Source organism: Corallococcus sp. AB038B, assembly GCF_003668955.1.
GTDB lineage: Bacteria > Myxococcota > Myxococcia > Myxococcales > Myxococcaceae > Corallococcus > Corallococcus exiguus.
The window spans coordinates 327,224-350,602 of record NZ_RAWO01000004.1 but is presented as its reverse complement, the minus strand read 5'-3'; the positions used below and the strand labels follow the sequence as shown (position 1 = coordinate 350,602).

The 23,379-nt window shown below is 69.3% G+C and carries 18 protein-coding genes; 5 read left to right on the top strand and 13 right to left on the bottom strand.

The genetic code is table 11. The features are described from left to right. Positions 1–9: 9 nt before the first annotated feature. The 4 genes from D7Y04_RS20705 to D7Y04_RS20690 all read right to left on the bottom strand — a co-directional run bounded on the left by D7Y04_RS20705 (position 10) and on the right by D7Y04_RS20690 (position 5,649). Complete coding sequence (locus D7Y04_RS20705) at positions 10–2,985, bottom strand: carboxypeptidase regulatory-like domain-containing protein (protein WP_121760445.1); 2,976 nt, start codon at positions 2,983–2,985, stop codon at positions 10–12. 110 nt (positions 2,986–3,095) lie between these two features. Then, on the bottom strand, positions 3,096–4,388 hold the full coding sequence (locus D7Y04_RS20700; RefSeq protein ID WP_120562662.1) for a Stp1/IreP family PP2C-type Ser/Thr phosphatase: 1,293 nt from the start codon (positions 4,386–4,388) through the stop codon (positions 3,096–3,098). 57 nt (positions 4,389–4,445) lie between these two features. Then, the gene (locus D7Y04_RS20695; RefSeq protein WP_120598549.1) at positions 4,446–4,958 is read right to left on the bottom strand and encodes an FHA domain-containing protein; all 513 of its coding nucleotides are present in this window, start codon (positions 4,956–4,958) and stop codon (positions 4,446–4,448) included. A gap of 70 nt (positions 4,959–5,028) precedes the next feature. Further along, a complete protein-coding gene (locus D7Y04_RS20690) occupies positions 5,029–5,649 on the bottom strand; it encodes a hypothetical protein (RefSeq protein WP_121760444.1) in 621 nt (206 codons plus the stop codon). A gap of 109 nt (positions 5,650–5,758) precedes the next feature. On the opposite strand from D7Y04_RS20690, the gene D7Y04_RS20685 reads away from it, so the two are divergent. Continuing rightward, positions 5,759–5,953, top strand: a complete 195-nt coding sequence (locus D7Y04_RS20685; protein ID WP_120578891.1) for a hypothetical protein — start codon at positions 5,759–5,761, stop codon at positions 5,951–5,953. A 15-nt stretch (positions 5,954–5,968) separates the two neighbouring features. On the opposite strand, the gene D7Y04_RS20680 is transcribed toward D7Y04_RS20685, so the two are convergent. From D7Y04_RS20680 to D7Y04_RS20670, 3 genes are all read right to left on the bottom strand, one after another. Then, on the bottom strand, positions 5,969–6,586 hold the full coding sequence (locus D7Y04_RS20680) for a DUF2716 domain-containing protein (protein WP_121760443.1): 618 nt from the start codon (positions 6,584–6,586) through the stop codon (positions 5,969–5,971). Between the two features lie 174 nt (positions 6,587–6,760). Further along, entirely contained in the window at positions 6,761–7,300 is a 540-nt protein-coding gene (locus D7Y04_RS20675) for a hypothetical protein (RefSeq protein WP_120599293.1), read from the bottom strand. Between the two features lie 112 nt (positions 7,301–7,412). Further along, positions 7,413–8,867: an RluA family pseudouridine synthase gene (locus tag D7Y04_RS20670; RefSeq protein ID WP_121760441.1), complete on the bottom strand. Its 1,455-nt coding sequence runs from the start codon at positions 8,865–8,867 to the stop codon at positions 7,413–7,415. Positions 8,868–9,011: 144 nt separating this feature from the next. Here D7Y04_RS20670 and D7Y04_RS20665 point away from each other — a divergent pair, with 144 nt between their 5' ends. Both D7Y04_RS20665 and D7Y04_RS20660 read left to right on the top strand, forming a co-directional pair. After that, positions 9,012–10,382 carry an FAD-binding oxidoreductase gene (locus D7Y04_RS20665; RefSeq protein ID WP_121760440.1) on the top strand — a complete coding sequence of 457 codons (1,371 nt, stop codon included), beginning with the start codon at positions 9,012–9,014 and terminating at the stop codon, positions 10,380–10,382. A 123-nt stretch (positions 10,383–10,505) separates the two neighbouring features. Then, positions 10,506–10,916: a VOC family protein gene (locus tag D7Y04_RS20660; protein WP_121760439.1), complete on the top strand. Its 411-nt coding sequence runs from the start codon at positions 10,506–10,508 to the stop codon at positions 10,914–10,916. Between the two features lies 1 nt (position 10,917). On the opposite strand, the gene D7Y04_RS20655 is transcribed toward D7Y04_RS20660, so the two are convergent. Continuing rightward, the gene (locus tag D7Y04_RS20655; RefSeq protein ID WP_121760438.1) at positions 10,918–11,376 is read right to left on the bottom strand and encodes a GNAT family N-acetyltransferase; all 459 of its coding nucleotides are present in this window, start codon (positions 11,374–11,376) and stop codon (positions 10,918–10,920) included. A gap of 174 nt (positions 11,377–11,550) precedes the next feature. On the opposite strand from D7Y04_RS20655, the gene D7Y04_RS20650 reads away from it, so the two are divergent. Both D7Y04_RS20650 and D7Y04_RS45155 read left to right on the top strand, forming a co-directional pair. Further along, positions 11,551–12,108 carry a hypothetical protein gene (locus tag D7Y04_RS20650; RefSeq protein ID WP_120599288.1) on the top strand — a complete coding sequence of 186 codons (558 nt, stop codon included), beginning with the start codon at positions 11,551–11,553 and terminating at the stop codon, positions 12,106–12,108. An 85-nt stretch (positions 12,109–12,193) separates the two neighbouring features. Then, positions 12,194–13,912 (top strand): serine/threonine-protein kinase, encoded by a 1,719-nt coding sequence (locus D7Y04_RS45155; protein ID WP_121760437.1) that lies wholly within the window; start codon positions 12,194–12,196, stop codon positions 13,910–13,912. Between the two features lie 361 nt (positions 13,913–14,273). Here D7Y04_RS45155 and D7Y04_RS20640 read toward each other — a convergent pair whose 3' ends face one another. From D7Y04_RS20640 to D7Y04_RS20620, 5 genes are read right to left on the bottom strand one after another with little or no spacing between them, the layout of a single operon-like run. Then, positions 14,274–15,287 (bottom strand): phosphotransferase enzyme family protein, encoded by a 1,014-nt coding sequence (locus tag D7Y04_RS20640; RefSeq protein WP_121760436.1) that lies wholly within the window; start codon positions 15,285–15,287, stop codon positions 14,274–14,276. Between the two features lie 8 nt (positions 15,288–15,295). Next, positions 15,296–17,044: a hypothetical protein gene (locus tag D7Y04_RS20635; protein WP_121760435.1), complete on the bottom strand. Its 1,749-nt coding sequence runs from the start codon at positions 17,042–17,044 to the stop codon at positions 15,296–15,298. Positions 17,045–17,050: 6 nt separating this feature from the next. Further along, entirely contained in the window at positions 17,051–18,544 is a 1,494-nt protein-coding gene (locus tag D7Y04_RS20630; protein ID WP_121760434.1) for a TolC family protein, read from the bottom strand. Beyond that, on the bottom strand, positions 18,541–20,652 hold the full coding sequence (locus D7Y04_RS20625; protein WP_121760433.1) for an ABC transporter ATP-binding protein: 2,112 nt from the start codon (positions 20,650–20,652) through the stop codon (positions 18,541–18,543). Before D7Y04_RS20625 ends, D7Y04_RS20630 begins: the two co-directional genes overlap by 4 nt. Beyond that, positions 20,649–23,378: an ATP-binding cassette domain-containing protein gene (locus tag D7Y04_RS20620; protein WP_121760432.1), complete on the bottom strand. Its 2,730-nt coding sequence runs from the start codon at positions 23,376–23,378 to the stop codon at positions 20,649–20,651. The genes D7Y04_RS20625 and D7Y04_RS20620 overlap by 4 nt, the downstream gene beginning before the upstream one ends. Between the last annotated feature and the right edge of the window lies 1 nt (position 23,379).

The window sequence follows — 23,379 nt, the reverse complement described above, 5'->3', positions numbered from 1 at the left end:
GCAACACGACTACCGCAGGGACACCTCGCCCTGGGTGGGAACATCCACCGAGCGCACCACCGGGCCCGCCCCGGGCATCTCCGCGTGGAAGTAGCCCCACACCAGCGTGTACCTGCCCGGCCGCAGCCCCTGCACCACCACCCGCTCCGACATGGGCTGGTACACCAGCTGCGCGAAGCTCGAGCGCAACAGCTCCGTGGGCGGATTGCCCACCGAGCCCACCTCCCCTGGCACCACCCACAGCGCCTTGCCCCGCTCCGGCTGGATCAACACCGTCACGGAGCCCGTCCCCGGCACCGGGCCCAGGTCCAACGTCATGTCCGTGCCCGCCACCTGCACCACCACCGCCGGCTGGCCCGCGCCACGCCCGCCCACCACGAAGCGATAGTTGCCCGGCGACAGATCCGCGCTGTAGCTGCCATCCGCGCCGGTGATGAGCGACACCGACTCGCTGCGGTCCGCGTTGAGCCCCTCCACCTGCGCGCCCGCCGCGGGCTTCCCATCCGCCAGGTACACCCGGCCCTTCAGGTGCGTCGCGGGCTTGAGGGTCAGCTCCACCGGCGCCGTGTTGCCTCGCGGTACCTCCTGCGTGCCGCTCACCTTGCCCTTGCGCGCGGACAGCGTGAAGCGCGGCACGAAGGGCGGACTCGCCAGCGTGAAGTTGCCGTCCGGCCCGGACAGCACCGACCCGTCGCACACGTCGCACGTCACCACCGCGTCCGGCACCGCGCCGCCCGACACATCCCGCACCCGTCCGGACACCGATGGCGCCTTCACCAGCACGATGTCGCCCATGTCCTGCGGCGTCGCGGGGCGGTCCACCACCTGCGGCTCGTACCCCGCCGCATCCACCGCCGCGATGAGCCGGTCGCCCGCCGTGGACAGCGGCAATTCGAAGCGCCCGTCCGGGCTGTTCACGTCGTGCTCGTCCACCCGGAAGCGGCGCACCGGCTGGCCCGAGTCATCCACCACGCGGCCCCGGAACGTCGTGCGCCGACGCATCTTCACCTGCACCGGCGGCCCGCCCGGCTTGCCCTGCGGCCGCTCCATCGGCTCGTAGCTCGCGTGGCGCGCCTCCACCACGTAGGTGCGGTCCGGCCTCAGCGCGCGGAACTCGAAGTGGCCGCTCGAATCCGACTGCGTCGGCTCCGCCACGCGCGGCGCCACGCTCATCGCCGCGCCCACCACCGGTTGGCCGTCCTCGTCCACCACGTCGCCCGTCAGCTGCGCGCCGGCCTCCAGCTCCACCGTCACCTGCTGCTTCCCACCGTCCTGCACCGTCACCGACTTGGGGCTCGACGGCAGGTACTCCGGATGCGACGCCACCAACTGGTACGTGCCCGGCGGCAGGCCCCGCATGGGCACCACGCCGTCCGGCCCGGAGGGGCGGTCGCTGCGGAAGATGTTCTCCGGATCCGCCCACATCGTCACGTCCGCGCCCTCGACCCGCCGGCCGCCGCTCGTGACCGTCACGTCCGCGCCCGCCTTCGCCTCCAGCGACAGCGTCACGTCCGTCGCGGGCGCCGACGCCTGCACGCTGCCGCCACCCCATTCCGAGTGGTGCGCGTGCAGCGTGTAGAGCCCCGGCATGGGCACCTGCGCCATGAAGTGGCCGTCCTCGCCCGCGTTCACCACGCCGCCCGTGGGCTGCACCAGCACGGACACGCCCGCCGCGGGCCGGCCGTACTCGTCGATGACCTGCCCGCTGATGACCGTGGCCTTCGCCAGCTCCAACTCCAGCGGCGTCTCGCCCGGCGCCACGCGCGCGGGCAACTGCGCAGCGGTGAAGCCCTCCGCCTGCCCTTCCAGCACGTACTCGCCCGGCGCCAGCGGCCCCAGCTCCGCCAGGGCTCCGGTGGGCACCGCGTCGCGGCGGATGAGGTCGCCCGCCACCGTGCGCAGGAGCAGCTGCGGGTTGGGCACCGGCTGGCCCTCCTCGTCGACAATCGTGACGAGCAACCGGCCCGCGGCTTCCAGCACCAGCGTCACCTGCGTCACCCGCTGCGACAGCGTGAGCGTCTGCGGCGCGGAGCCGAAGCCCGGCGCCTCCGCCGTCACCACCACCTCGTCCGGGTACAGGCCGTTGAAGCGCACCGGCCCGCCCTGCGCCTCCGAGTGCTCCTCGCGCGTCAGGTGGTCACCACGCAAGCGCACCGTCGCCGCCGCGGGCGCACCGTCGCGCAGCACGCGCACCTCCAGCGTGCGTGACGGCGTCAGCTTCAGGCGCAACGGCTGCGAGTCCGCCTCCACGTGCTGCGCCACCGCGGGCTGGAAGCCCTCCGCGTCCGCGAGCACGTAGAAGGGGCCCTCGCCCAGGCCCGACAACGTGAAGGCCCCACCCGCGCCCGCCACGGCCTCGAAGGGCAACGGCACCTTGCGCGACACCGCGCGCACGCGCGCCCCGGGCCTCGCATGGCCGGAGTCATCCACCACCGTGCCGGCGATGCTCCGCAAGGGCGGCAGGTACAGCTCCACCGCCTCCCCCGGCGCGGCCCGGTCCTTGAGCGCCACGCCCAGCCCCGCCGAGCGCGCCCACACCGTGAAGGACACGCCCGCCAGGTGCTCGAAGCGGAACTTCCCCTCCGCGTCCGTACGCACCGTGGCGCGCGCCGTGAGGAAGCCCTGCTGCTGTTCGAAGAAGGCCCGCGTGTGCAGCGCCGTCTCGTGCGCGGTGCAGGCGAGCAGCGCCAGTCCGCACTCGTCACAGCGCACGTCCGCCAGCGTCCGCTCCGCCGATGCCGCGAGCGACACCTCCGCGTCCGCCACCGGCCGGCCGTTGCCGTCCAGCACTCGCCCGGTGAGCGTCAGCCCCTCCTGCGCACCAGACGACACCGCCACCGCGTTGAAGGCGGGCATCCCCTGGCGGATGGAACTGGCGGAGACGGGAGAGACGGGGCGCGCGGCCGGACCGCCCCACCGGGGCCCCAGCACGATGGCGGCGAGCGCCAGCACGGCGGCCACCACGATGAAGACCCATTTGCGCATGTGTACGCGGCCGGGACCTTACTCCCAGGCCGGCCCCCCAACGACGGTTTCCCCCGGGAAATTCCAGAGCGTCCTCTTGAAGACGCCCCGGGGGCCGGTGGAGTTCCCGCTCAGTCCTCCGCGAACGGCTGGATGGCCTGCGCCACCGCCAGCTCCTGCCGGGCCTCGCTCAACTCCGAGTTGGTGGCGCGCAGCCGGTCGCTCAGCACCTGCACGAAGCTCCAGAGCATCTTCACCGCCAGGATGGCCTCGCGCTTCATCAGGCCCATCAGGTCCGAACGGGCGATGACCATGGTCCGCGTGGGCTCCGTGGCGCGCACGGTGGCGGAGCGGGGCGCGTTGTCGATGAGGCCCATCTCTCCGAAGTGCCCGCCCGAGCGCAGCTCCGCGATCTCCACGCCGTTCTTCTCGATGGCCACCCGGCCCCGGATGACGACGAAGAGCTCCTCGCCCGGCTGCCCCTCCACGACAATCTCCCGACCCGCCGGGTAGGTGCGCGTGGTGGCGATGGACAACACCGCCGTCTGCTCCTTGTACGTGAGGTGGCGGAAGAGCGGGATCTTCCGCAGCGCCTCCATGCGCGACTGCGCCTCGCTCGTCTCCTCGCTGGCGAGCGCCGCGCTGTCGCCGGCCACCTTCACCACCACCGCGGTGATGTTGTCCTTGCCGCCGCGCTCGTTGGCGATCTCCACGAACTTGCGCGGCAGGTCCCCGGGCTGCAGCCCCGCGACCAGGGGGAGGATCTCCTCATCCTCGACGTAGCCGTGCAGGCCGTCCGAACAGAGGAGGAACACGTCGCCGGGCATCAGGTCCACGATGAGCGTGTCGACCTGGACGGACTCCTGGATGCCCACCGCGCGAGTAATCACGTTGCGGTACTGCGAGGTGGCGGCCTGCTCCTTGGTGATGGTGCCGGCCTTGAGCTGCGCGGCGACGAGCGTGTGGTCCTCGGTGAGCCGGTGACACTGCCCGTGCCGCACCAGGTACACGCGGCTGTCGCCCACGTGGCCGATGACGCCCTTGTTGCCGCCCACGGCCAGGCACACGAACGTGGTGCCCATGCCTCGCTTGGAGGCGTCCGTCATCGCCGTGCGGTAGATGTCCGCGCACGCGCGCTGCACCGCCACCTCCACGAGCGCGGCCGCGGCGGAGCGGCTGTCCGCCGTGGGGTTCTGCGCCAGGTCCTTGAGCAGGTGCCGGTTGGCCGCGATGTGCTGCTTGACGACCTCCGTGGCCCGCGCGCTGGCGACTTCACCCGCGGCGTGTCCGCCCATGCCATCGGCGACCATGAACAGGCCGAGCGACGCGTCCACCATCATCGCGTCTTCGTTGTGTTGCCGTTTCCGGCCGACATCGGTCAGCCCGAAGGCTTCTGTGGTCAAGGCCACCGCGAACGCTCCCATCCGTGCCTAGAGGGTGACTCCGCACGTTACGCAGGCCGCCGAAGACGTGGCAAGGCTTCAGGATTGCAGCCGCACCGACAGCAGGCGCGCGAAGCCTCCAGCCGTGTAGAAGCTGACCTCCACCTGGCCGAAGCGCAGCCGCATCCCGTCCTCCAACACCCTGGGTTTGCGAGCCAACAGCCGGCTCCCGACCACGTACGAGCCGTTCTTCGAGCCCGCATCCGTCAACCGAAAACCGGTATCCCCCGCGTCCCGGGAAAACCACGCGTGAAACCGGGACACACTGCCGTCATCCAGGACGACGTCGTTGTTGCTGGTGCGCCCCACGGTGATGCCCCGGCCGAAGGCGTTGCCCTGGGACTTGAGCAGCGGGAAGACGATGGGTTCGTCCTGACCGAGCGTCGGCGGACCGGCGTTGGTCACCGTCCGCACGGGGTACTCCTCCAGGTCGGAGGGGGGCACCGTGCCCAGGGGAGGCGTGAAGAGGAGGAGACCCGCCGGGAGTCCCCGTTCGAACTCCTCGCGGTTGCGCAGGTAGCGCGCGACGTGGGCACTGAGCAGCTCGGCCATGGACGTGGAAGCGGCGCCCTACCCGCACCGGCAGGCGGGGCCGCTCTCGCTCATGGAGTGTACCGTGCCCCTACCGCCAATCCGCGAAAAATCCGATGTTAACGCCACCCACGAAGTCACGCGCGAAGCTGCGGTTCTTCAGGCCGAAGGGCTCCGCGTAGCTCAGGGCCAGGCCGACGCCCACGTCGCGCGGCAGCTGGTAGCCAATCTGGACGCGGCCCTGGACGGTGCCCGCGACGCGGCGGTCCGGGGGCTGGGTGGTGAAGTGGGCGCCGTAGAAGGTGGGGCCGCCCGTCACCTGGAAGCCCCAGTGGGCCTTGCCCGGCAGGTGGTTGCGGTAGCCGAAGCCCACCTGCGCCGTGTGCTCGTAGTAGGAGGACACCGGCAGGTAGAGGTTCCGGTCCGCCAGCGCGCTGTCGGGCAACGACGCCGCCCACCCCACCCCACCCTCCAGGACGGCGATCCACGCGTCCTTGCGGTCCTGGAAGATGGTGAACTCCCACTGGATGCGCAGGTTGGGGATGATGGCGCCGTTGTTGATTTGAGTGCCCAGGAAGATGCCCCGGGGCAGCCAGGCGGGCGTGGGCGACACGTGGCCCCGCAGGTCCAGGGCTTCGCGCGACTGCGCGGCGGCGGTGGTGGAGACCAGGGCAAGCGAAACAACCAGCAATGCGCGAGCGAGGTGGAGCATGACCTCTATCCACCGTGGCAGCGCGCACTTGTCAACGAAGTGTTCCCTTGGCTATGACACGCAACGCCCTTCCTGCCGTCGCGGGAGGTCACCAGGAGCGGAACACCGAATGCCAGTCGTCACGGTCCGGGCCAGCAGCAAGCAGGGTCCGGCACAGCTCGACACGCTGGTCCGCAAGGTCACGCAGAAGACGTCGGGGCTCCTGGAGGAGAACGACCGGGTGCTGGTCGTCTACGGCGAGGGGCGCGCCAACCTCTACTACGAGGGTGAGCCCCGCCCGCGCACCGTGCCCCGGCCGGCCTGACGTTCCGGCTTCCCCTCAGTCGTCAGGACCCAACCTGCGCGCGCGCTGAAAGAGCGCCGGCGGGTTCCGCTCCACGGCGGCGATGAGGCGGTGTCCCAAGAGCTCGTAGGTCTCCGTCTCGATGGGGCCTCGGCCCGGGGCCTCCAGCCCGTCGAAGTTGCCCACGCGGTAGCGCGAGGCGAAGACGAAGTGGAAGTCCGGCGGCGCGAAGAGATGTTCCGGGTCCCCCGCCGGGTGGACATCCATGGCCCAGCGCGGTTCGAACGACGGCGGGTGGATGCCTCGCTCCACGCGCTCCATATGTTCGCGCGTGTAGAGCCCGGTCATCTCCTCCAGCGTCGCGCCGGCCTCGAAGCGGACGTGAGGGTGGAGGCGGTAGCAGGGGTGATGCGGATCCAACGCGTAGAGCCAGCCGCCGGGCGGGGTGAGGTCGCGGAACACGGCGAGCATCCGCTCCGCCAGGTCGCGGTAGAGCTCCAGCCGGGCGTTGTGCTCCAGGCGGAAGAAGTCCTCGCCCACGACGAAGCGCACGCAGCCCTCTTCCGAGGAGGGCCACGGATGGTCCAGCGCGTGGCGCTCCGCATCGCCCGACAAGGGCATCCAGGCTTCGGCTTCCAGGTTGAGTTCGAGCACGACCCGGCCCCCACTTCGCGAAAGACAGGGTATGCGCGCAACGCAGGAATCGCGCAAGCACCTGACGGGAGGGGTCAATGCATGGCATCCGACGTCCACTGCGGCGTGGACCGGATGTGGAAAGCCGCTGGGGCCCGCCACACCCGGTGTCGCGCGGTGGACGACGGGAGTGCATCAGGGCAGTGACACCTCATTGCCCAGGAACGTGTAGCCGAAGGACCCCACGCGCGTGCCGCCGCCCGCCGCGAGTTCCTCCAGGGTGCCCCGCTGCACCGTTCCGGAGTAGTCGATGGTCAGCTGCTGGTTCTCGACGCGACCCGTGCCCAAGCGGAACTGCAGCCAGAGGTTCTCTCCCAACTCCGCGGGCACGGGGCACGCGAGGATCTGATCCGGGCGCACGTCGCGCAGCAGCTCGAACTCCACCTCGCCGCCTTCCGCGCCGGGCCCGGCGACCTTCCCGTTGTAGGTGGCTGAGAGGGTGCACAGCAGCTGGTTCATCGAGATGATGGCTTCATCGTCGTTGTAGACGCTGAAGCCCACGTCCAGGTCGCCCTCGGCCACCTTCGCGCCGGTGTCCAGCTGGAGATCCAGTTCGTACGTCCCCTGGTACTTGCGCTTGATGTCGTCCTCTCCGCAGCCGGTGAGCGCCGTCGCGGCGAGCAGCAGGCCCGCGATGATGGACTTCGAGCCGGAGTTCTTGCGTGCGTAGGTCATGGGATTCATCTCCAAGGTAGGGGTGTCTGTTCATGAAGGGCCTTCCCGCCCTTCCCTTTCCCTTGGTCGCCGCGAGCCTTTGAATTGATCAAACAATTCACGCCGCCAGGCTTCAAAACGGCGCGGGCGAGGTGAATGACAGACGCGCTCCCGTGCGTGGATGCACGAAGGCCAGCGCGTCGGCATGGAGCATCAGCCGCACGTCCTCTCGTCCAAAGCGCGCGTCCCCGGCGATGGGCACTCCCAGCCCCAGGCGATGCGCTGCATGGATACGCAATGTGTGGGGCGGATGGGTCGTGGGAACGAATTCCACCCGGGTCCGGGCCGCCTCGCGCTGGAGGACCTTCCACGCGCTCCGGGTCCGCTTGCCGTGGCGGGCGTCCACGCAGTCCTCCACGGAAGCGTGGGCCACCGGGCGCAGCGGCAGGTCGATGAGGCCTGAGTCTTTGTCCACGCGGCCGTCCACCCAGGCGACGTGGCGGTGCTCCGCCTCGCCCTGGGAGAACTGGCGCTGGACCGCGGCCCGAGTCGCCGCGTCCCGGGCGATGACGAGGAGACCGGAGGACTCTGGGTCCAAGTCGTGGAGGAAGCTGGCGGGGACCAGTTCGGGGAACCGGGGCTGGAGCCGGACGAGCACCGAGTCGCGCGTGGGCGCATGGCGTCCGGGGAGCGTGGGCAGTCCCTCGGGCTTGTCGAACACGAGGAGCCAGGGGTCCTCATGGAGGACGCGCGGTCCCGGTACGACTGGCGCGGTGGGAGGCGGCAACTCCACGTCCAGCCCTTGCAACATGAAAGGCAGCACCGTGCCGCATTTGTTGTCGCACGCCGGGTAGTACCCACCGGCTTCCCTGCGGCCATCGAGCGGCGGGGCTGCCCACCAGAACTCCGCGAGCTCCAGGGGCGTCAATCCGTTGCGAAAGGCATACGCCAGCAGCTTGGGCGCCGCGCAGTCACCGGCGCCACCAGGTGGCGGCTTGGGCAGGAACAGCGAGGCCAATGTCTGGGTTTCACCGCGCGCATTGGGAATGACATATCCCTGCGTCACCTGACGCCACAGGGCTCGCGAACGTTCGGCGCGCACGTGCTCCACTTCCGCCAGGCGCGCTTCCACTTCGCGCAGCGAAGGAGCGTGCCCCTGTGCGCGCAGCGCCTCGGCTTCCCGGCACAGCGCTGCATGCTGGTGTTCCATCGCGGCCAGCTCCGCCTCTCCCTCGGGCCAGAACGCGTCGCGGGCCACCAGGTCGAACAGCGGCGGCACGAAGCCCTCCACTGTCCACACACCGCTCAGCATCCCGGAGAACGCGCTCAGGAACCCCACCCGTCCGTCGGGCGCCGCGACCACCAGCACGCCGAACATCTTGCCGCAACCGCGCCGCCACAAGGCTTCGGTGTACGCGGGTTGTTGTCGCAGCCGCTGCTGGAGCGCCTCCGCCGCACGAAGCCCCCAGGGGCCGGGAAGCTTTGCTTGGAAGGGATTCGCCAGCCGCGTGGGCAGGTCCCCGGGCGGTGGGCCTTCGAAGAAGGTCAGGGTCTGGATGAGGTCCACCTCGTCTGTTCGGGTCTTCATCCGGGCCCCATCTTCCCCTGAAACCTTCCGCCACGGGGGACCTTGTGGGTGAAGCGGCTCCGGCTCCGAGGCAAGCTGGGGAGCCAGGGAACGGATGACGGGTGGCCAGCCCGGCGTTCACGTTCCAGAGCCTGGGAGGCCTTCATGACGGTCGACGTGGAGCGAGCGCTGGCGGAGGTGTTGCCAGCGGAGGCGGTCATCACGGATCCGGACGTGCTCGAGGCGCACCGGCGCGACCAGGCGGAGTGGGCGTCCTCGGGCATGCCGAGGGTGCTGGTGCGGCCCGCGTCCACGTCCGAAGTGCAGGCCGTGCTCCGCGTGGCCACGGCGCTGCGCGTGCCGGTGGTGCCTCGGGGCGCGGGCTCGGGCCTGTCGGGTGGCGCGAACGCGAGCGACGGTTGCATCGTCCTGTCACTCATGCGGATGAACCGCATCCTGGAGGTGGACCGGCGCGGCATGCTGGCCGTCGTCCAGCCCGGTGCGCTCAACGGCGCGGTGAAAGCGGCCGCCGCGGAGCAGGGCCTCTGGTACGCGCCGGATCCCGCGAGCTGGGAGTTCTCCTCCATCGGCGGCAACCTGGCCACCAACGCGGGAGGCCTGTGCTGCGTGAAGTACGGCGTGACGGGCGACGCGGTGCTGGGGCTGGAGACGGTGCTCGCGGACGGCACCGTGGTGCGCACCGGCGGACGCACGGTGAAGAACGTGGCGGGCTACGACCTGACGCGGCTCTTCATCGGCTCGGAGGGCACGCTGGGCGTCCTCACCGAGGCGACGCTGCGGCTCCGGCCCCGGCCGTCGAAGGCGACGACGCTGGTGGCCGCGTTCCCGACGCTCGTGAGCGCGGGCACTGCCGTCTGCGACATCATGGAGCGTTCACGCCCGTCCGTGCTGGAGCTGATGGACCGCACCACCGTGCGCGCCGTCGAGTCCTGGAAGCCCATGGGCCTGGACGTCGAGGCCGAGGCCCTGCTCATCGCGCGCTCCGACGCGGGCGGCGTGCAGGGTGAAGAGGAACTGGCGCTGATGGTCGCGGCCTGCGAGCGGGCCGGAGCGACCTCCGTGATGAGCACCGCCGACGAAGCCGAAGGTGAGCTGCTCATGGGCGCCCGGCGCTTCGCCTTCCCTGCGCTGGAGCAGCGCGGTGCCACGCTGCTGGATGACGTGGGCGTGCCCGTCGTGCGCATCCCGGAGCTGCTCGCGGCGGTGGAGCGCATCGCGGAGAAGCACGGGGTGCTCATCGGGACGTTCGGGCACGCGGGCGACGGGAACATGCACCCCACCGTCGTCTTCGACCGGAAGGATCCGGAGGCACTGGCGCGAGCGAAGGAAGCGTTCGACGACATCCTGCACGCGGCGCTGGCCCTGGGAGGCACCATCACGGGCGAGCACGGCGTGGGTTCCCTCAAGCGCGGGTTCCTGGGCGCGCAGCTGGGCCCGGAGACGCTGCGGCTGCACCAGGCGATCAAGAGCGCGCTCGACCCGCTGGGACTGCTCAACCCCGGCAAAGTGTTGTGATTCCAGCGGGTTGGCGGCGGTGCGGGAAAAAATAAATCCGGTGTCGATCCCACCGGGGCAGGTTCGTCGCGTGGATGAAGGCGACGTTCACCTCATCCCCTTTCTTCCGCCAGGAGACGCACCATGGGCACCAAGATCTTCGTCAACCTCCCCGTCGAGTCGCTGGACCGCGCGGTCGGTTTCTTCACGAAGCTGGGCTACACGTTCAACCCCCAGTTCACCGACGCCAACGCCACCTGCATGATCATCAGCGAGGACATCTTCGCGATGCTGCTGGTGAAGCCGTTCTTCAAGACCTTCATCAAGAAGGAGATCGCGGACACGAAGACGTCCTGCGCGGCCATCATCGCCCTGTCGGCGGAGAGCCGTGCCGCCGTCGACTCGCTGGTGGACAAGGCGATGGCGGCGGGAGCGAAGGAGACCAAGGAGAAGATTGACATGGGCTTCATGTACCAGCGCAGCTTCGAGGACCTGGACGGCCACCAGTGGGAGTCCGCCTGGATGGACCTCGCCGCCGCGCCGCCGCAGCCGTGATTCAAAGAGGGCGCTTCATGCCCTCGTGGCTCGCCACGAATCCCAGCCGCACATAGAAGCGCTGGGCTTCGTGGCGCCGCTTGTCGGTGGTGAGCTGAATCAGGGCGCAGCCCCGGGCCCGAGCGCGCTCCATCGCCTCATTCATCAGCGCTTCCCCAATGCGCTGCCCGCGCAGGTCCGAGCGCACACGCACCTCTTCCACCAGTGCCCGCCGGATCCCGCCGCGGCCCAGGCCTGGGATGTACGTGAGTTGGAGCGTGGCGATGACCTGCCCGTCCTGCTCGCCCACGACGATCTCGTTGTTCGCGTCTGCGGTGATTTCCTTGAACGCGGCATCGACTGCGGGAGTCACCTCCTCGGCGTAGCCGGTGCGCGAGCGCGCGATGTCGTCATTCGCGAGCAACTGGATGATGGTGGGCAGGTCCGAGGCGCGGGCGAGGCGGAAGGTGGTGGTGGGCATGTCCAACATCCTAGAGGGGAGCGAACCCGATTGGGCTGTCCAAGCCACTGGTTCGGAGAACTCTCCACCCGCGCATGTGGCCGGCGACTCCGCCAGAGGGTCCTCTCTACACAATCGGCAACCCGTGGCGCTCTGGGCCGGGAGCGCTCGTGCCGTTGAAAGAGAGCCCTCGAAGTGAACCGCTTTCTCCTGCTGATGCTGTGCACCCTCCCGCTGATTGGCTGCGGGGATCCGGTGTCCATTTCGGCCCCCGTTGGCATCAACCTCAAGGCCAAGTCCTCGGACACCGCCAGCGGCACCGTCACCTCGCAGAAGAGTATCGAGAGCGAGTCGGGCAACCCCTTCAAGGTCTTTGTGGATGATGCTCGCCGGGAACTGGATGGCCAGTCGCCCTCTCGCGTTGAGTTGAAGAGCCTCACCCTCACGCTGGGTGCCGGGAGCGTAGGCGTGGCGTCGCTCTCCGAGGTGTTCAACGGCCGGGTGGAGGTGCGCTTCCTCATGAATGAGTCCAACAACACCTATGCCGCTGGCCACCTTGCGGAGCCGAGCGGAAGCGGCCCTGTAGCGATGGAGGTGGATTTCAACTCCGAAGCGCTTCCGGATGCCGACTACACCCGCTTCCTCGATGGCAAGTTCAACGTGGTGCTGCGCGGCTCCGCGGCCCCCACGTTCATGAGCAAGGGAGCCGACGTCGATTTCCAGACGACCTTCTCCTTCACCGCCTTCGAGTAGCCCGGCCGTTCCACCGCGCGTGTGAGAAGGAACCGACGACAGGTCAGCAGTAGATTCGCGCCTCTACTTGTTATCGTGCGCGCCCATGAATGAGCCCACGGCCGTGACGGATCCTCGCATCGGCTCGGTGTTGCAGGAGCGCTACCGCATCATCGAGCGGCTCGCCGCCGGTGGCATGGGCATGGTGTACCGGGGCGAACGGCTGGAGGTGGGCAAGTCCGTCGCCATCAAGTTCCTGCACGCGTGGGCGGCGCGCGATGACGACTTCCGCAAGCGCTTCCAGGTGGAGGCGCGCGCGATGAGCCGCCTCACCCATCCGTGCTGCGTGTCGGTCATCGACTTCGGCGTGGATCAGGAGTCGCCGTACATGGTGATGGACTTCGTCACCGGCGAGACGCTGCGGGCGCTGCTGCGCGACGGCCCACTGCAGCCGGCCCGGGCCCTGAGCGCCGTGCGGCAGGTGCTCGCGGGTCTGGCCCATGCGCACGACCAGGGCATCATCCACCGCGACATCAAGCCCGAGAACATCATCGTCACCCACGCCGTCGGACTCGGGGAGCAGGTGCGCATCCTCGACTTCGGGCTCGCCAAGCTGCGCGACGAGGTGACGGGCATCACGTCGGGGATGATGCTCGGGACTCCGTCCTACATGGCCCCAGAGCAGATCCACGGCGAGCCGGTGGGTCCGCCCACGGACCTGTACGCCACCGGCGTGCTGCTCTACGAGCTTCTCACCGGGAAGAAACCCTTCAACGCCACCAGCAACGCGGAGCTGCTGCGCATGCAGCGCGAGGTGACTCCGCCCCGGTTGCGCGACGCCGCACCTGACGCGGGCTTCTCCGCGGAGCTCGAAGCGACGCTGGCGAAAGCGATGGAGAAGGCCCCGGGGGCTCGCTTCCAGTCCGCCACGGAGTTCCTGGCCGCGCTCGAAGGGGCCGGGGCCGGTCCGGCGGTGCGTTCCGTGGCTCCCGTGGCAGGCGATGCCTCGGGGGAGCCGCGCTCCTCCGCGCCCACGCCGTCACGTCCCAGGGAGGAAGTGCTCGCGACCCGGAACGGCCGGGCGCAGCCCCGCGCGACGCCGGTGGACCTTCAGGCCGAAGCCCGCGCTCCGGAACCCCTGCCGGTGGCTCCCGCGGAGTCCGAGGCCACGATCCGGTCTGGCCCCACGACGCCCCCGCCCGCCCGGAGCCGCTCGCGCCGGGTGGTGGGAGGCGCGGTCGTGCTCTCCCTGGCCGCGGTGGGCCTTGGCGGATGGGCGTTGGCCTCGAGGTCCGCGAGCCCGGCGCCTGTGTCCTCTGAAAGCCCGTCGCCCAAGCCCCCCGCGAGTGAGGAAGCACCGGCGGAGGCTCCGACGGGCGCCACGGCCTGGCAGCCCGTCGTGGAGCAGCTCCCGGGCATCGACGAGGTCCACCGGCTGATCAAGGCGCAGCGACGGGACGCGGCCCTGGCGGCGTTGAAGAAGTTGGCGGCGAAGTACCCGACAAGCGCCTATGTCCGCTACCTGGAGGGGAACGTCGACTTCGACAACCTCCGCTGGGTGGATGGCGTGGCGGCCTACCGGGCGGCGCTGCGCAATGACGCCGCGTACCGCAACGCGCCGATCGTCATCCAGAACGCCATTGGTTGCCTCGTCAGTGACCGGTTCCACGGCACCTGCCAGGACTTCCTCCGCAAGGACCTGGGCGAGGCCGCGGTGCCCTCACTGGAGGAGGCTGCCCGAGAGCACCCCATGGCCAGCGTCCGGACCCGGGCCGCGGCCCTGCTCCGCCAGCGTGACCGCGAGGCCACGGAGGGTTCACGCTGAGCCCCCGGACGGAGCAGCGGAGCAGCTTCGAGTCCTCGGAACCACTGCGGCGCATGCCGCCAGCGGGAGGGATTACGAACCTTGAGTCCCGGACACCGGGTAGTTGACCCACATCCGGCACTTCCAGCGGCCCTGCTCAAGGACAAAAGCTCGGATGTTCTCGTAGGCGCCTGGCCGGCCCATCAAGGATTCCCGGTCGGTCTCGACGGTATGCACCACGATGGACACGACCGCGCTGTCCGCTGTGAGATCGAGGAGCTTCAGCTCAGTCGATCCCCACCTAACATCCTAAGGGGAGAACCTCACGCCCACCCGTTCATGCAGCAGATGAACGCTCGTGCCGAGCACCCGCACGGATGCGCTAGAAGCTCGTGAAATCAATCTGCAGGACGGGTGTGTCCGCTTCGATGTCGCGCCGGAACCGCCCCCACCGGTCGAGCGTGCTCTCGTCGAGCACGGCCGGGTCGCGATACTGGTGGAACAGCGCGTAATTCATCGAGCGCTGGAGCGCGAGCAGGTCCGGCACGGCTGCGAGCCACTCGCGCTCCATCCGTCGGAGCTCCCGATACCCTTCGAGGAACGGCCCCAGGAACGCAGTGGCCGCTTCGTCGCGCGCCTCTCGAGCCTCGCCTCGCGCGATGTAGAAGAGGAGTACCGCGATGTCCTTGACGAACCACGCGTACTCGCAGTTGTCGAAGTCGAACGCGGTGATCTTCCCTTCGGCGAAGCAGAAGTTGTGCAAGTGGAGATCGGCATGGATCAGCCCGTAGCTCTCCGGCGTTCGAGGCAGCTGGTTCAATCGCGCGATGATCGCCGCGGTGCGCTCGCGAACGAGCTTCTCCTCGGGAGGCGCGAACCGGTCGATGTCGACCACGTCGTACTCATGCCATTCCTGGCGCTTGAGCCTGGGGCTCGAAGGCGCGTAGGTCTGGGCGCGGTTGTGGAGCCGCGCGAACAGCCGGCCCAGGTCTCGGAACAGGGGGGGCTTCCAGTAGCGTTCCTTGAGCGGAGGCGCGTCGTCGAAGACGATGCCCGGCGCGCGCTCGAACGCGGTGGCGACGAAGTAGCTGCCGGGCTCGCGGTCTTCGATCCGCTCCACGAACTGCCCCGAATCAGAGAGGACCGGCGAGGCGATGGGAATGCGCGCGGCGGCCAGATAGCGAACGAACTCGACCTCACCCAGCGTGTAGTCGATCGTTCGCCGCGTACTGTGCGAGATGCGCAAGATCAGGCCCTCGCCGTCGTCGTTCTCCGCCTCGTAGACAAAGTTCTCGAAGGCCGTGAGCTCGGTGAGCTGCTCGGGCGACAGGCCATACCGGCGCGCAGCCTCATCGCGAATCGGTTCGTGGAAGCGGCGGACGAGCTCTGGATGCATCGGACCCTCTAGTCCTTCAACGTGAGGCTGCTCTCACCGTAGCCCAGCACGGTCGAGGCAGAGTCGCTGGTGACCGAGACGCCCAGGCCGCGCGCGAGGGTCTCCGCCAACGGGGGGCCATTGCGCGGCCGCGTGAACACAGCCAGGTCCGTGCCGGTCAGGGGGTGATCCGGGCGCCGGAGCCGCTGGTTCAGCATCGCTTGCTCGCGCTCGACGACGCGCAGGCACCGGCGCTCGAGGGCGAACGCGCTGGCAGCGACGCCAGCGAGCTCACCGCAGAGGGGCTCCGCCACGACCTTGTCTCCCGGCAGCCCATGCGCGAAGAGCTCGGCCAGTCGCCGCTGGCTCGTGGCCTGCTCGGCGGGATCCAGCTTCGCCAGCTCATCCAGCGAGGTGCCCTGTGGCGTGCCGGGGAACGCCTCGCCGATGCGCGCGAACAACCAGCGGCTGAGCTTGATCTCGCGCTGGTATGTCTCGGCGAGTGGGAAATCGTCCCGGAGCAACGGGTAATGCGCGACATCGATGGGCGCCTCCACGCACTCTTGCAGCGCGGTGCGCGGGAGGTGTCCGGCGAACGCCGCCCGGAGCCGTTCGTGGAGCAGCCCCTGGGTCGCGCCGAGGAAGCGGACCACCGATTCGACGCGCTGCCCGAGCAGGCCGTAATCGATCGCGGCGTCGAGATCGCCGAGGCGCGCTGCGATGTCGGGCTGGGCCTCGATGGGTGCCGGGGCCGAGCCGGTCAACACCTGCAGATATTCGTTGATCAGCGCCGGCGGCCCGGCGCACACGCCGTGCGGACCATGGAAGACCGCGTGACGCTCGGCATAATCCACGATCGTTTGCGCGGTGACGGGCTGCTCGGGGGCGTCGCGCACCAGGTCGTTGGTGACCAGGCGAACTCCGTCGATCAGCCGGAACATGGCCGCGAGCCCGCTGTCGAGCTCTCCGTTCGGCACCGGATGGGTGCCCCGCACCAGCACGTACCCGACCGACGCGAGCGTGCAGACGACCATCATGTGGAGCTCGCCCGCCGTGAGCACGCCCGGGGTCCGGGGCGGCATGCGCGCGAGGAAGGCCTTGCGGAACTGCTCGGTCAGCGAGAGCAGGTCCGGCCACTGACGCGCCATGGCCTTCATCGCGGTCACGTTCATCGGGAGTTCGTTCTGATACCGGCTCCCCGCGTATTGGCACTGCTTGCGCACGGTTGGGAGATCGAGAAACAAGGTGCGCGGTGCGACGTTGTTCTCGCCCACTTGCCGGCCGTCACCGTCGAGCGCCGGATGCGCCACGCGGTAGACCGGCACGATCACCTCGAGGTTCGAGAGCTCGAACGCCCGTCCGAACGCCTGTTCGGTCAGAAAGGGGCAACGATTGTCGCGGGCGCTGAACGTGAGCGGCTCACGCCCGGCTGGCACCTCACCCAACCGCTCAGGGTAGGACACCGCGGTGCGGCCCGTGGGCGCATCCGAGACCCGCCTCAACATCCGCTGTTCGATCAATGCTTCGAGCAGGTCCCGGATCTTGTCCCAGGAATGGGGCGCGCCGTCCGACCACGCCATGGCGTCGGAGGCTTGAAACTGCTCGACCTGGAGCAGCTTCTCGCCCAAGGGCGCGATGTCCGGCTCATCGAAGATGAGCTCCACCTCGCCATAGAAGAGGTGCAGGACCTGCTGGCCATTCCCTGCGTCGAGCCGGTCGTGCGTGAGCCGCTTTCGATTGGGAATGTAGAGCATCTCATCCGCTTGCAGCTGTGCCATGGCTTCTCACTCCCGCTCTAGTGTGACGTCGCGCGACCAGGTGCCGCCGAGCGAGCGATAGACCTCGACGCGATGGTTGAGCAGCAGCCGTTGCGCTTGCAGATTTGCGCGCTCGAGCCCGACCAGATTCGTCAGGGCGGAGAGCACCGTCAGATAGTCCGACTGCCCCTGCTCGAAGATCCGCCTCGCCTCGTCCAGGAGCTGCCGCCCGAGCTGGACCTGCGCACGCAGGCTGCGCAGGCTCGTCGCCTCGTTCTCCTCCTGGACCACGGCATCCTGCACCCGTCCGATCGCGGTGTGCAGCGCGAGCTGGTACTGGACATGGCGACGCTGGAGCTGGATCGGCAGTCGCATGTACTCGGTGACTCGCCTTCCATCGAACAGGGCCCAGGTCAGGCCCACCCCGACGACGGACTCGCCCAGGACCGGCTCCTTGAGGCCGTACTTCGAAGCGCCCACGTTGCCCACCAGTTGGATCGTCGGAAGCCAGCTCGCCAGGTTCGCGTTGATGCGGTGCTCGACCTCGGCGACGCGCAGCTCCGCGAGCCGCATCTCGGGCGTGTTCACGTTCAGGTCGCCCGGCGTTCCGAGTTTCGGTGGGGGCGGGAGATCGGGAAGCTGTCGATCGAGTGGAATGACGTCGTCGGCGGGGCTGGGTACCCGGCCCAGCAGCGCCTTCAGCTCCGAATTCAAGAGCGCGTTCCGGGTGGCGATCAGCGGCACCTGCGATTCGAGGTTCAACAGCAGCTGCTCCTGCTGCAGCACCACGAGCCGGGGCGTGAGGTGCTGCTCGAACCGCGCTCGAATCAGCTGGAGCAACTCCTTGTTGTAGTCGATCTGCCGCAGCGTGAGGTCCCGGAGCGCGCGGGCCTCGAGGATGTCGAACCAGATCTGGGTGATCCGCACCGCGAGGTCCTGGACGCGGCCCTCGGTGAGCTGCCGCTGCTGCTCGGCGAAGTTCAATCCCGCGCGCCGCTGCGCATCGAGGGCTCCAAACAGGTCGACCTGGTAGGCCACGCCGACACCGACGGTGGCGACGCTGTACTCGGTCCGGGTTGGCGGCGCGGGCGGAACGTTGGCAACGACATGACTCAGCCCCGCCGGGTTCAGGATGCCGACCTGGAGCGGGTACCACCAACCTTGCGGCACGGCGGGGTCGAGCTGGTTCTCGTAGATCAGCTCCCGCGCGTCGCGCAGGGCCAGGTTGTCGCCGAAGCACTCCTGGATGGCCGTGTCGAGAGCCGGATCGGCGAACGCCGTCCACCAGACTGAGTCCTGGGTAACGGGCTCGGCTGGCTGCGCGGGCACGCCCTCCTCCGACGGCCGAGGGCTTGGAACCCCGCCCTCGGGTGCGCTGGACGGTTGGGGCGGCTCGGTGCGCAGATCGACGGCGGTCGAGTAGCTGCTCGGCGCCAGAGGCGGTTCGACGACGACGGGCCGGATCAGCTCGCAACCGGAGCAGATCGTCGCGAGGAGGGCGAGCGTGAATCGAAGTCTCATGGGTGGCTGACGACCACGAGGGCTTTCGCGTGGTTGAGGACGCAGCGCTGCGCGACCCGCATGGTCTCGGGATCGAGGGAGGCGAAGCTCTCGTCGAGGATGACCAACTCGACCCCCTGCAGCAGCGTGCGCGCGATGTAGAGCCGGCTCTTCTCGCCGTGCGAGAGTTGCCAGCCGGTCTCGCCGATCATCTCCTCGAGGCCGGCAGGCATCTTGGCGATCAGCTCCTCCAGCCCGAGCTCCTTGCACAGCGCGGCGGCCTTGGTCCGCAGCTCGGGCGAGGTCGGCCACTCGCGCCCGAGCAGGAGATTGTACGCGAAGCTGCCGGACAGGACGTGGTTCTCGTGGAACTGCGGCGCGGCGGTGATGCGCTTGCGCCAGCCCGAGGAGCCGAACGTCGCGCGGTCCAACGCGTGCAGCAGCATCACGCCGCCCTGCGGCGTCCTCAGGCCCGTCAACAGCGACACCAGCGTCGACTTGCCACCGCCCGATGGGCCCTCCAGCAGGATGCGGTCGCCCTGCGCGATCTGGAACGAGCAGTTCTCGAGCACCGGCCGGGTGCGCGCGTCGTGCCGGAAGGTCACGCCTCGCGCCTCGATGAGGGTTCCGCCAGCGGCGTCGGTGGGCTTGCCTCCCTCCATTTCGAGAGGAACTTTCGATTCGAGCTCGGGTCGGCCCACCGCGAGCAACAAGTCGCGGATCTGCTCGAACGACACCGCCGCCTGGGAGACCTGCTGGAAGTAGACGGCGACCTCGTCGAAGGCTCGCAGCGCGAGCAAGATGCCGCCCACGGACACCGCCAGCGCGCTGGGATTGGCCGTACCGCTGCTGAACGCCGGCAGCAAGGTCAGCAGGGCGAGCACCAACCAGCCGTCGCGCAGGAGCGCTGTCAGCTGCATGGTCCGGCGATCCATGACCTTCGAGATCTCGGAGTAGGAGCTCAAGCGAACGTCTTCGCCATCATGCCAGCGCTCAAGTGGAAGCTGCGCCAGCCGCGTTCGATGGCCGAGCATGCGCTCGAGCAGGTCGTGGGTGATCTCGACGCGCGCGCTCGACCACGCCCGCTGGACGCCGTAGTGGCGGCGCGCGAGGACGAACGCGACCACGACCCACAGGACGAGCACCATCGCCTGGGGCCACCCTCCCGCCCCGAGCACGAGGATGACGCCCGCCAGGATCAAGTCGACGAGCGACAACACCGCGAGCAGAGCACCGCCGACCGCAAGCTGCTCGACGACCTCGGCCTCGGCGACGCGGCCGAAATGGCGGCCGATGCCGTCGAGCCGCACCTCGTCGGGGGTCAGCTTGAGGGTTCCCGCAAGGAGCTGCTGCTTCAGCAGCGTTCCGAGCCGGATCGAGAACACGCCCTGCCACCACACCTCGAGCATGCGCAGCGGAATCGCGCACGCGATCACGGCGATCCACCCCAGGAACCAGCCGGTCTCGAGGTGGGCCTGGAGCGCGGCGCGACCGAGCAACCAGAACGAGCCAGCCAGCACCAGCGAGAGGAGCGTGTGGCTCACGAGGATGCCGGCGGCGAGCGACGGGATGTCGCCGAGCAGCGTCCGCCGGCTCGCAGTGCGCCTGGGGCGCATGATCCAGCCGGTGCGCAGCTGCGCCTGGCCGAGCCGCTGCAGCAGCATCTGTGAGCGGGCGTGCTCGCGCGCACGGGGCGACATCTCCACGCCGCCGAGCAGCTGGTCCACCTCGGCGACGGTGGCTTCCTGCTCTTCGCGCAGGAGCGCGAGCGCGCTCTTCGTCTGGACCGAAACCGCCGTGGCGTCGCGCGCGAGCAGGCGCAGCTTCCCGCGCCGCGTCCCCAGCAGCACCAGATAGGACGGGACGCCGTCTCGCCGGACCTGGAGGATGCAGGGCGCGGCACGTTCGAGGACGTCGGGCAGCTCGTGGTAGAGCGGCGTGATCGGCTCGAGCTCCACGCCGAGTCGATCTCCGAGCGCGAACATCCAGACCCGGCTCGGCTCGACGGCCGCCGCGGGCGGAGCGATCTCGCCCGCGGCCCTGCCATAGCCTTGCCGCTGCGCCAGCTGCTCCAGCGCGTCGGGCAGTCGCTCGACCGGCCACAACAGGTCGGAGTGCGAGCGCGTCATCCCGCCAGCTCCAACTTGCCTGCGACGGGCTCCGCGACCGGCGTCTCCACCGGCTTCGGCGCCGGCCTCTCCACCAGCTGGCCGTGCGAAAGCCACCAATGGCGCCAGCTCCCACCGCCCCAGAGCAGCGTGCGATTCTCCTGGTCGGCGCGAAGGAGCACGGCGTACCGCGAATCCTTGTTCGCGAGCAGCTCCTTCGGCGGCCCGTTCTCGAGGATCCGGCCGTTCTCGATCACGAGCACGCGATCGAACTCCTGGGTGTGCTCGACGTCGTGGGTGACACAGAGGAGCGTGATGTCCGCCCAGAGCCGCCGGGACTCGGCGAGGAGCCGCGCGCGCCGGTCGCGATCGAGCCCGCGAAAGGGCTCGTCGAGGATGGCCAGGCGCACGCCGGAGCGAAGCATCGCGCGCGCCAGGCGCACGCGCTGCCCCTGGCCGCCCGAGACCAGCCCTCCGCCTTCGCCCAACGACGTCTGCAGCCCGTCTGGAAGCGCCTCGAGGATGTCGAGCATCTCGGCGCCCTTGAGCGCCCCCGACAGTGACCAGCCGTGCGCGCCGTCGTTGCCATACCGGAGGTTGTCGATGAGGCTCTGGTTCCAGAGACTGATCGCCGGATCCACCCAGGCCGTGGTGCGCCGCAGCCGCTCGACAGCGGCCTGATCGAGCACCTGCCCGTCGACCTTGATCTCGCCGCGCGCCGGCCGGAGCCAGCCGAGCAAAAGGCCGACCAGCGTCGACTTGCCTGCTCCGGAGACACCGACCACGGCCACGTGCTCGCCGGGGGCGATTTTCAAGGAAACCTTGTCGAGGATGGTGTGACCGCCGCCTTTCACGCGGACCTTCTCCATCACGATCGAAACGCCGCTCGCGGCGTCCGCGGGCGCGACAGGCTCCTGCACTGGCGCCTCGGGTCGGGCCGGCGGATCCTTGATGTCGCCGATGACGTCGAGGAGCCGGCGAACCCGGTTCATCGCATTCGGGAACGCGCGGCTCAGCATCATCAGCCGCTGGCCGAGGATGGGGAACCGCAGCGCCCAATAGACGACCAACAACACCAGCGAAGCCCGATCGGTGCCCTCGAGGTACGAATAGACGAGCAGCATGACGAGGCCGTAGCTCACCAGCATCAGCCCGCCTTCGAACCCGACCGACAGCGTCTGGAGCCAATAGCGCGCCTTGCTCCAGCTGACGAGCAAGGTCTCCTGCGCGCGGCGCAGCGACCGCTCGGCGCCGTGGATCCGGATCGGCGTGAGCCCGACGAGCGCGTTCAGGGTGAATCCGCTGAGCGCGCCTGAGTGCATCTGCACGCGCAGGTCGGGCTCGAAGAGCAGCTTCTGCGCGACCAGGGGCACGAGCAGCGTGACCGCCGCGAGCGCGAGCACGATGTGCCATGCGTGCGGTGCGGCCCAGATGAGCGCGGCAGTGATGCTCGCGACTTCGAGCGACAGGACCAAGGCCTGCGAGAGCAGGAGCGGCAGCGACCGCATCGCCTGGATGTTGTGCGTGCGAGACGCCATGTCGGAGGCGAGCCGGCTCTGGAAATAGCGGTCCTCCATCTCGGGGAGCTTCTCGAAATACGCCTTCCGCAGCCGCACCTCGAGCCGGCGGCCGATGCCGAGCAATCCCAATGAAATGGGGATTTGGATGAGCATGAAGCAGAGCGCGACGCCCGCGAGAACGGCCATGCCCGTCGCACGCTGCGCGAACGTGCCAAGGTCGCGCCCCAGGTCGAGCACGCCACGGAGCATCAGCGCTTGCAGGATCCGCCCGAAGGTGGCGAACACCAGTCCCACCGCAATCAGGCCCGGAACGACCCACGAATCTTCGCCTCGCAGGCGGAGCAGCGTTCGCGCCGGGCTCACCTGCCTGGCGACGAGCTCCGTCGCCAGGTCGCTCGCGAGCACGGCTCTCGGCGCGTCTTCGCCTGCGCGCGAAGCCTCGCGCCAACCGCGAACCCGCATCAGCACCGCGCCGGCCATCGACAGCTCACCCTCCACCTCGGGGTTGGGGCGAACGGACCAATAGGCAGCGGGAATGGGCACTTCGCCGGAATCGTCCTTCGCAATCATGGATTGCAGCAGACCCGCCGCCGTCCGGCCTCGCCGGACGGCGCCCGCGCGGATCATCGCTTCGGACGCCCGGCACGCGGCGTCGAGCCTGGCGATCGACAGATGCCCGGGGTCCTCGAGTGCCCGGGCAACCAGCGCCCGCGCCTGCGTCTCACCCAGCTCCAGCAGGCGGCGCTCGAACGTCGCGACCGCCTCCTCGGACCCAGCCCATTCGCGCCAGCCGGTCGCCGGGACGGACGTGGTGTGCTGGTACAGGTGGCTCAGCAGCGTCGAAATCCGGGTCCAGTGACGGCCCGCCGCCGGGTCCATGACCTGGATGAACGGGCCGACGCGATTCCACAGCACCACGAAGTGCGGCCGTCCTCCCGCGCTGAGCGTGACGATGATGGCGGGAAGCGCCTTGGCTTCGGGGACCACCACGTGATCGAGCGGAAGCATCACCTGCTCGGAGTCGAGCCCGAGCTGGTTCGCGACTTCATCCAAGGTGACGATCGAGGTGCCATCGACGTCCGTCTGACACACTTCGCGAAGGACGCGATAGTTGAGCTCGGCGCCCATCCCCGCGAACAGGCTCTTGAGTGAAGCGGGGCCGCAATCCGTCGCCGAGATCTGGATCACCTCGGGAATGATCGAGCGCCGGCGCCTGGGAGGAGTCATG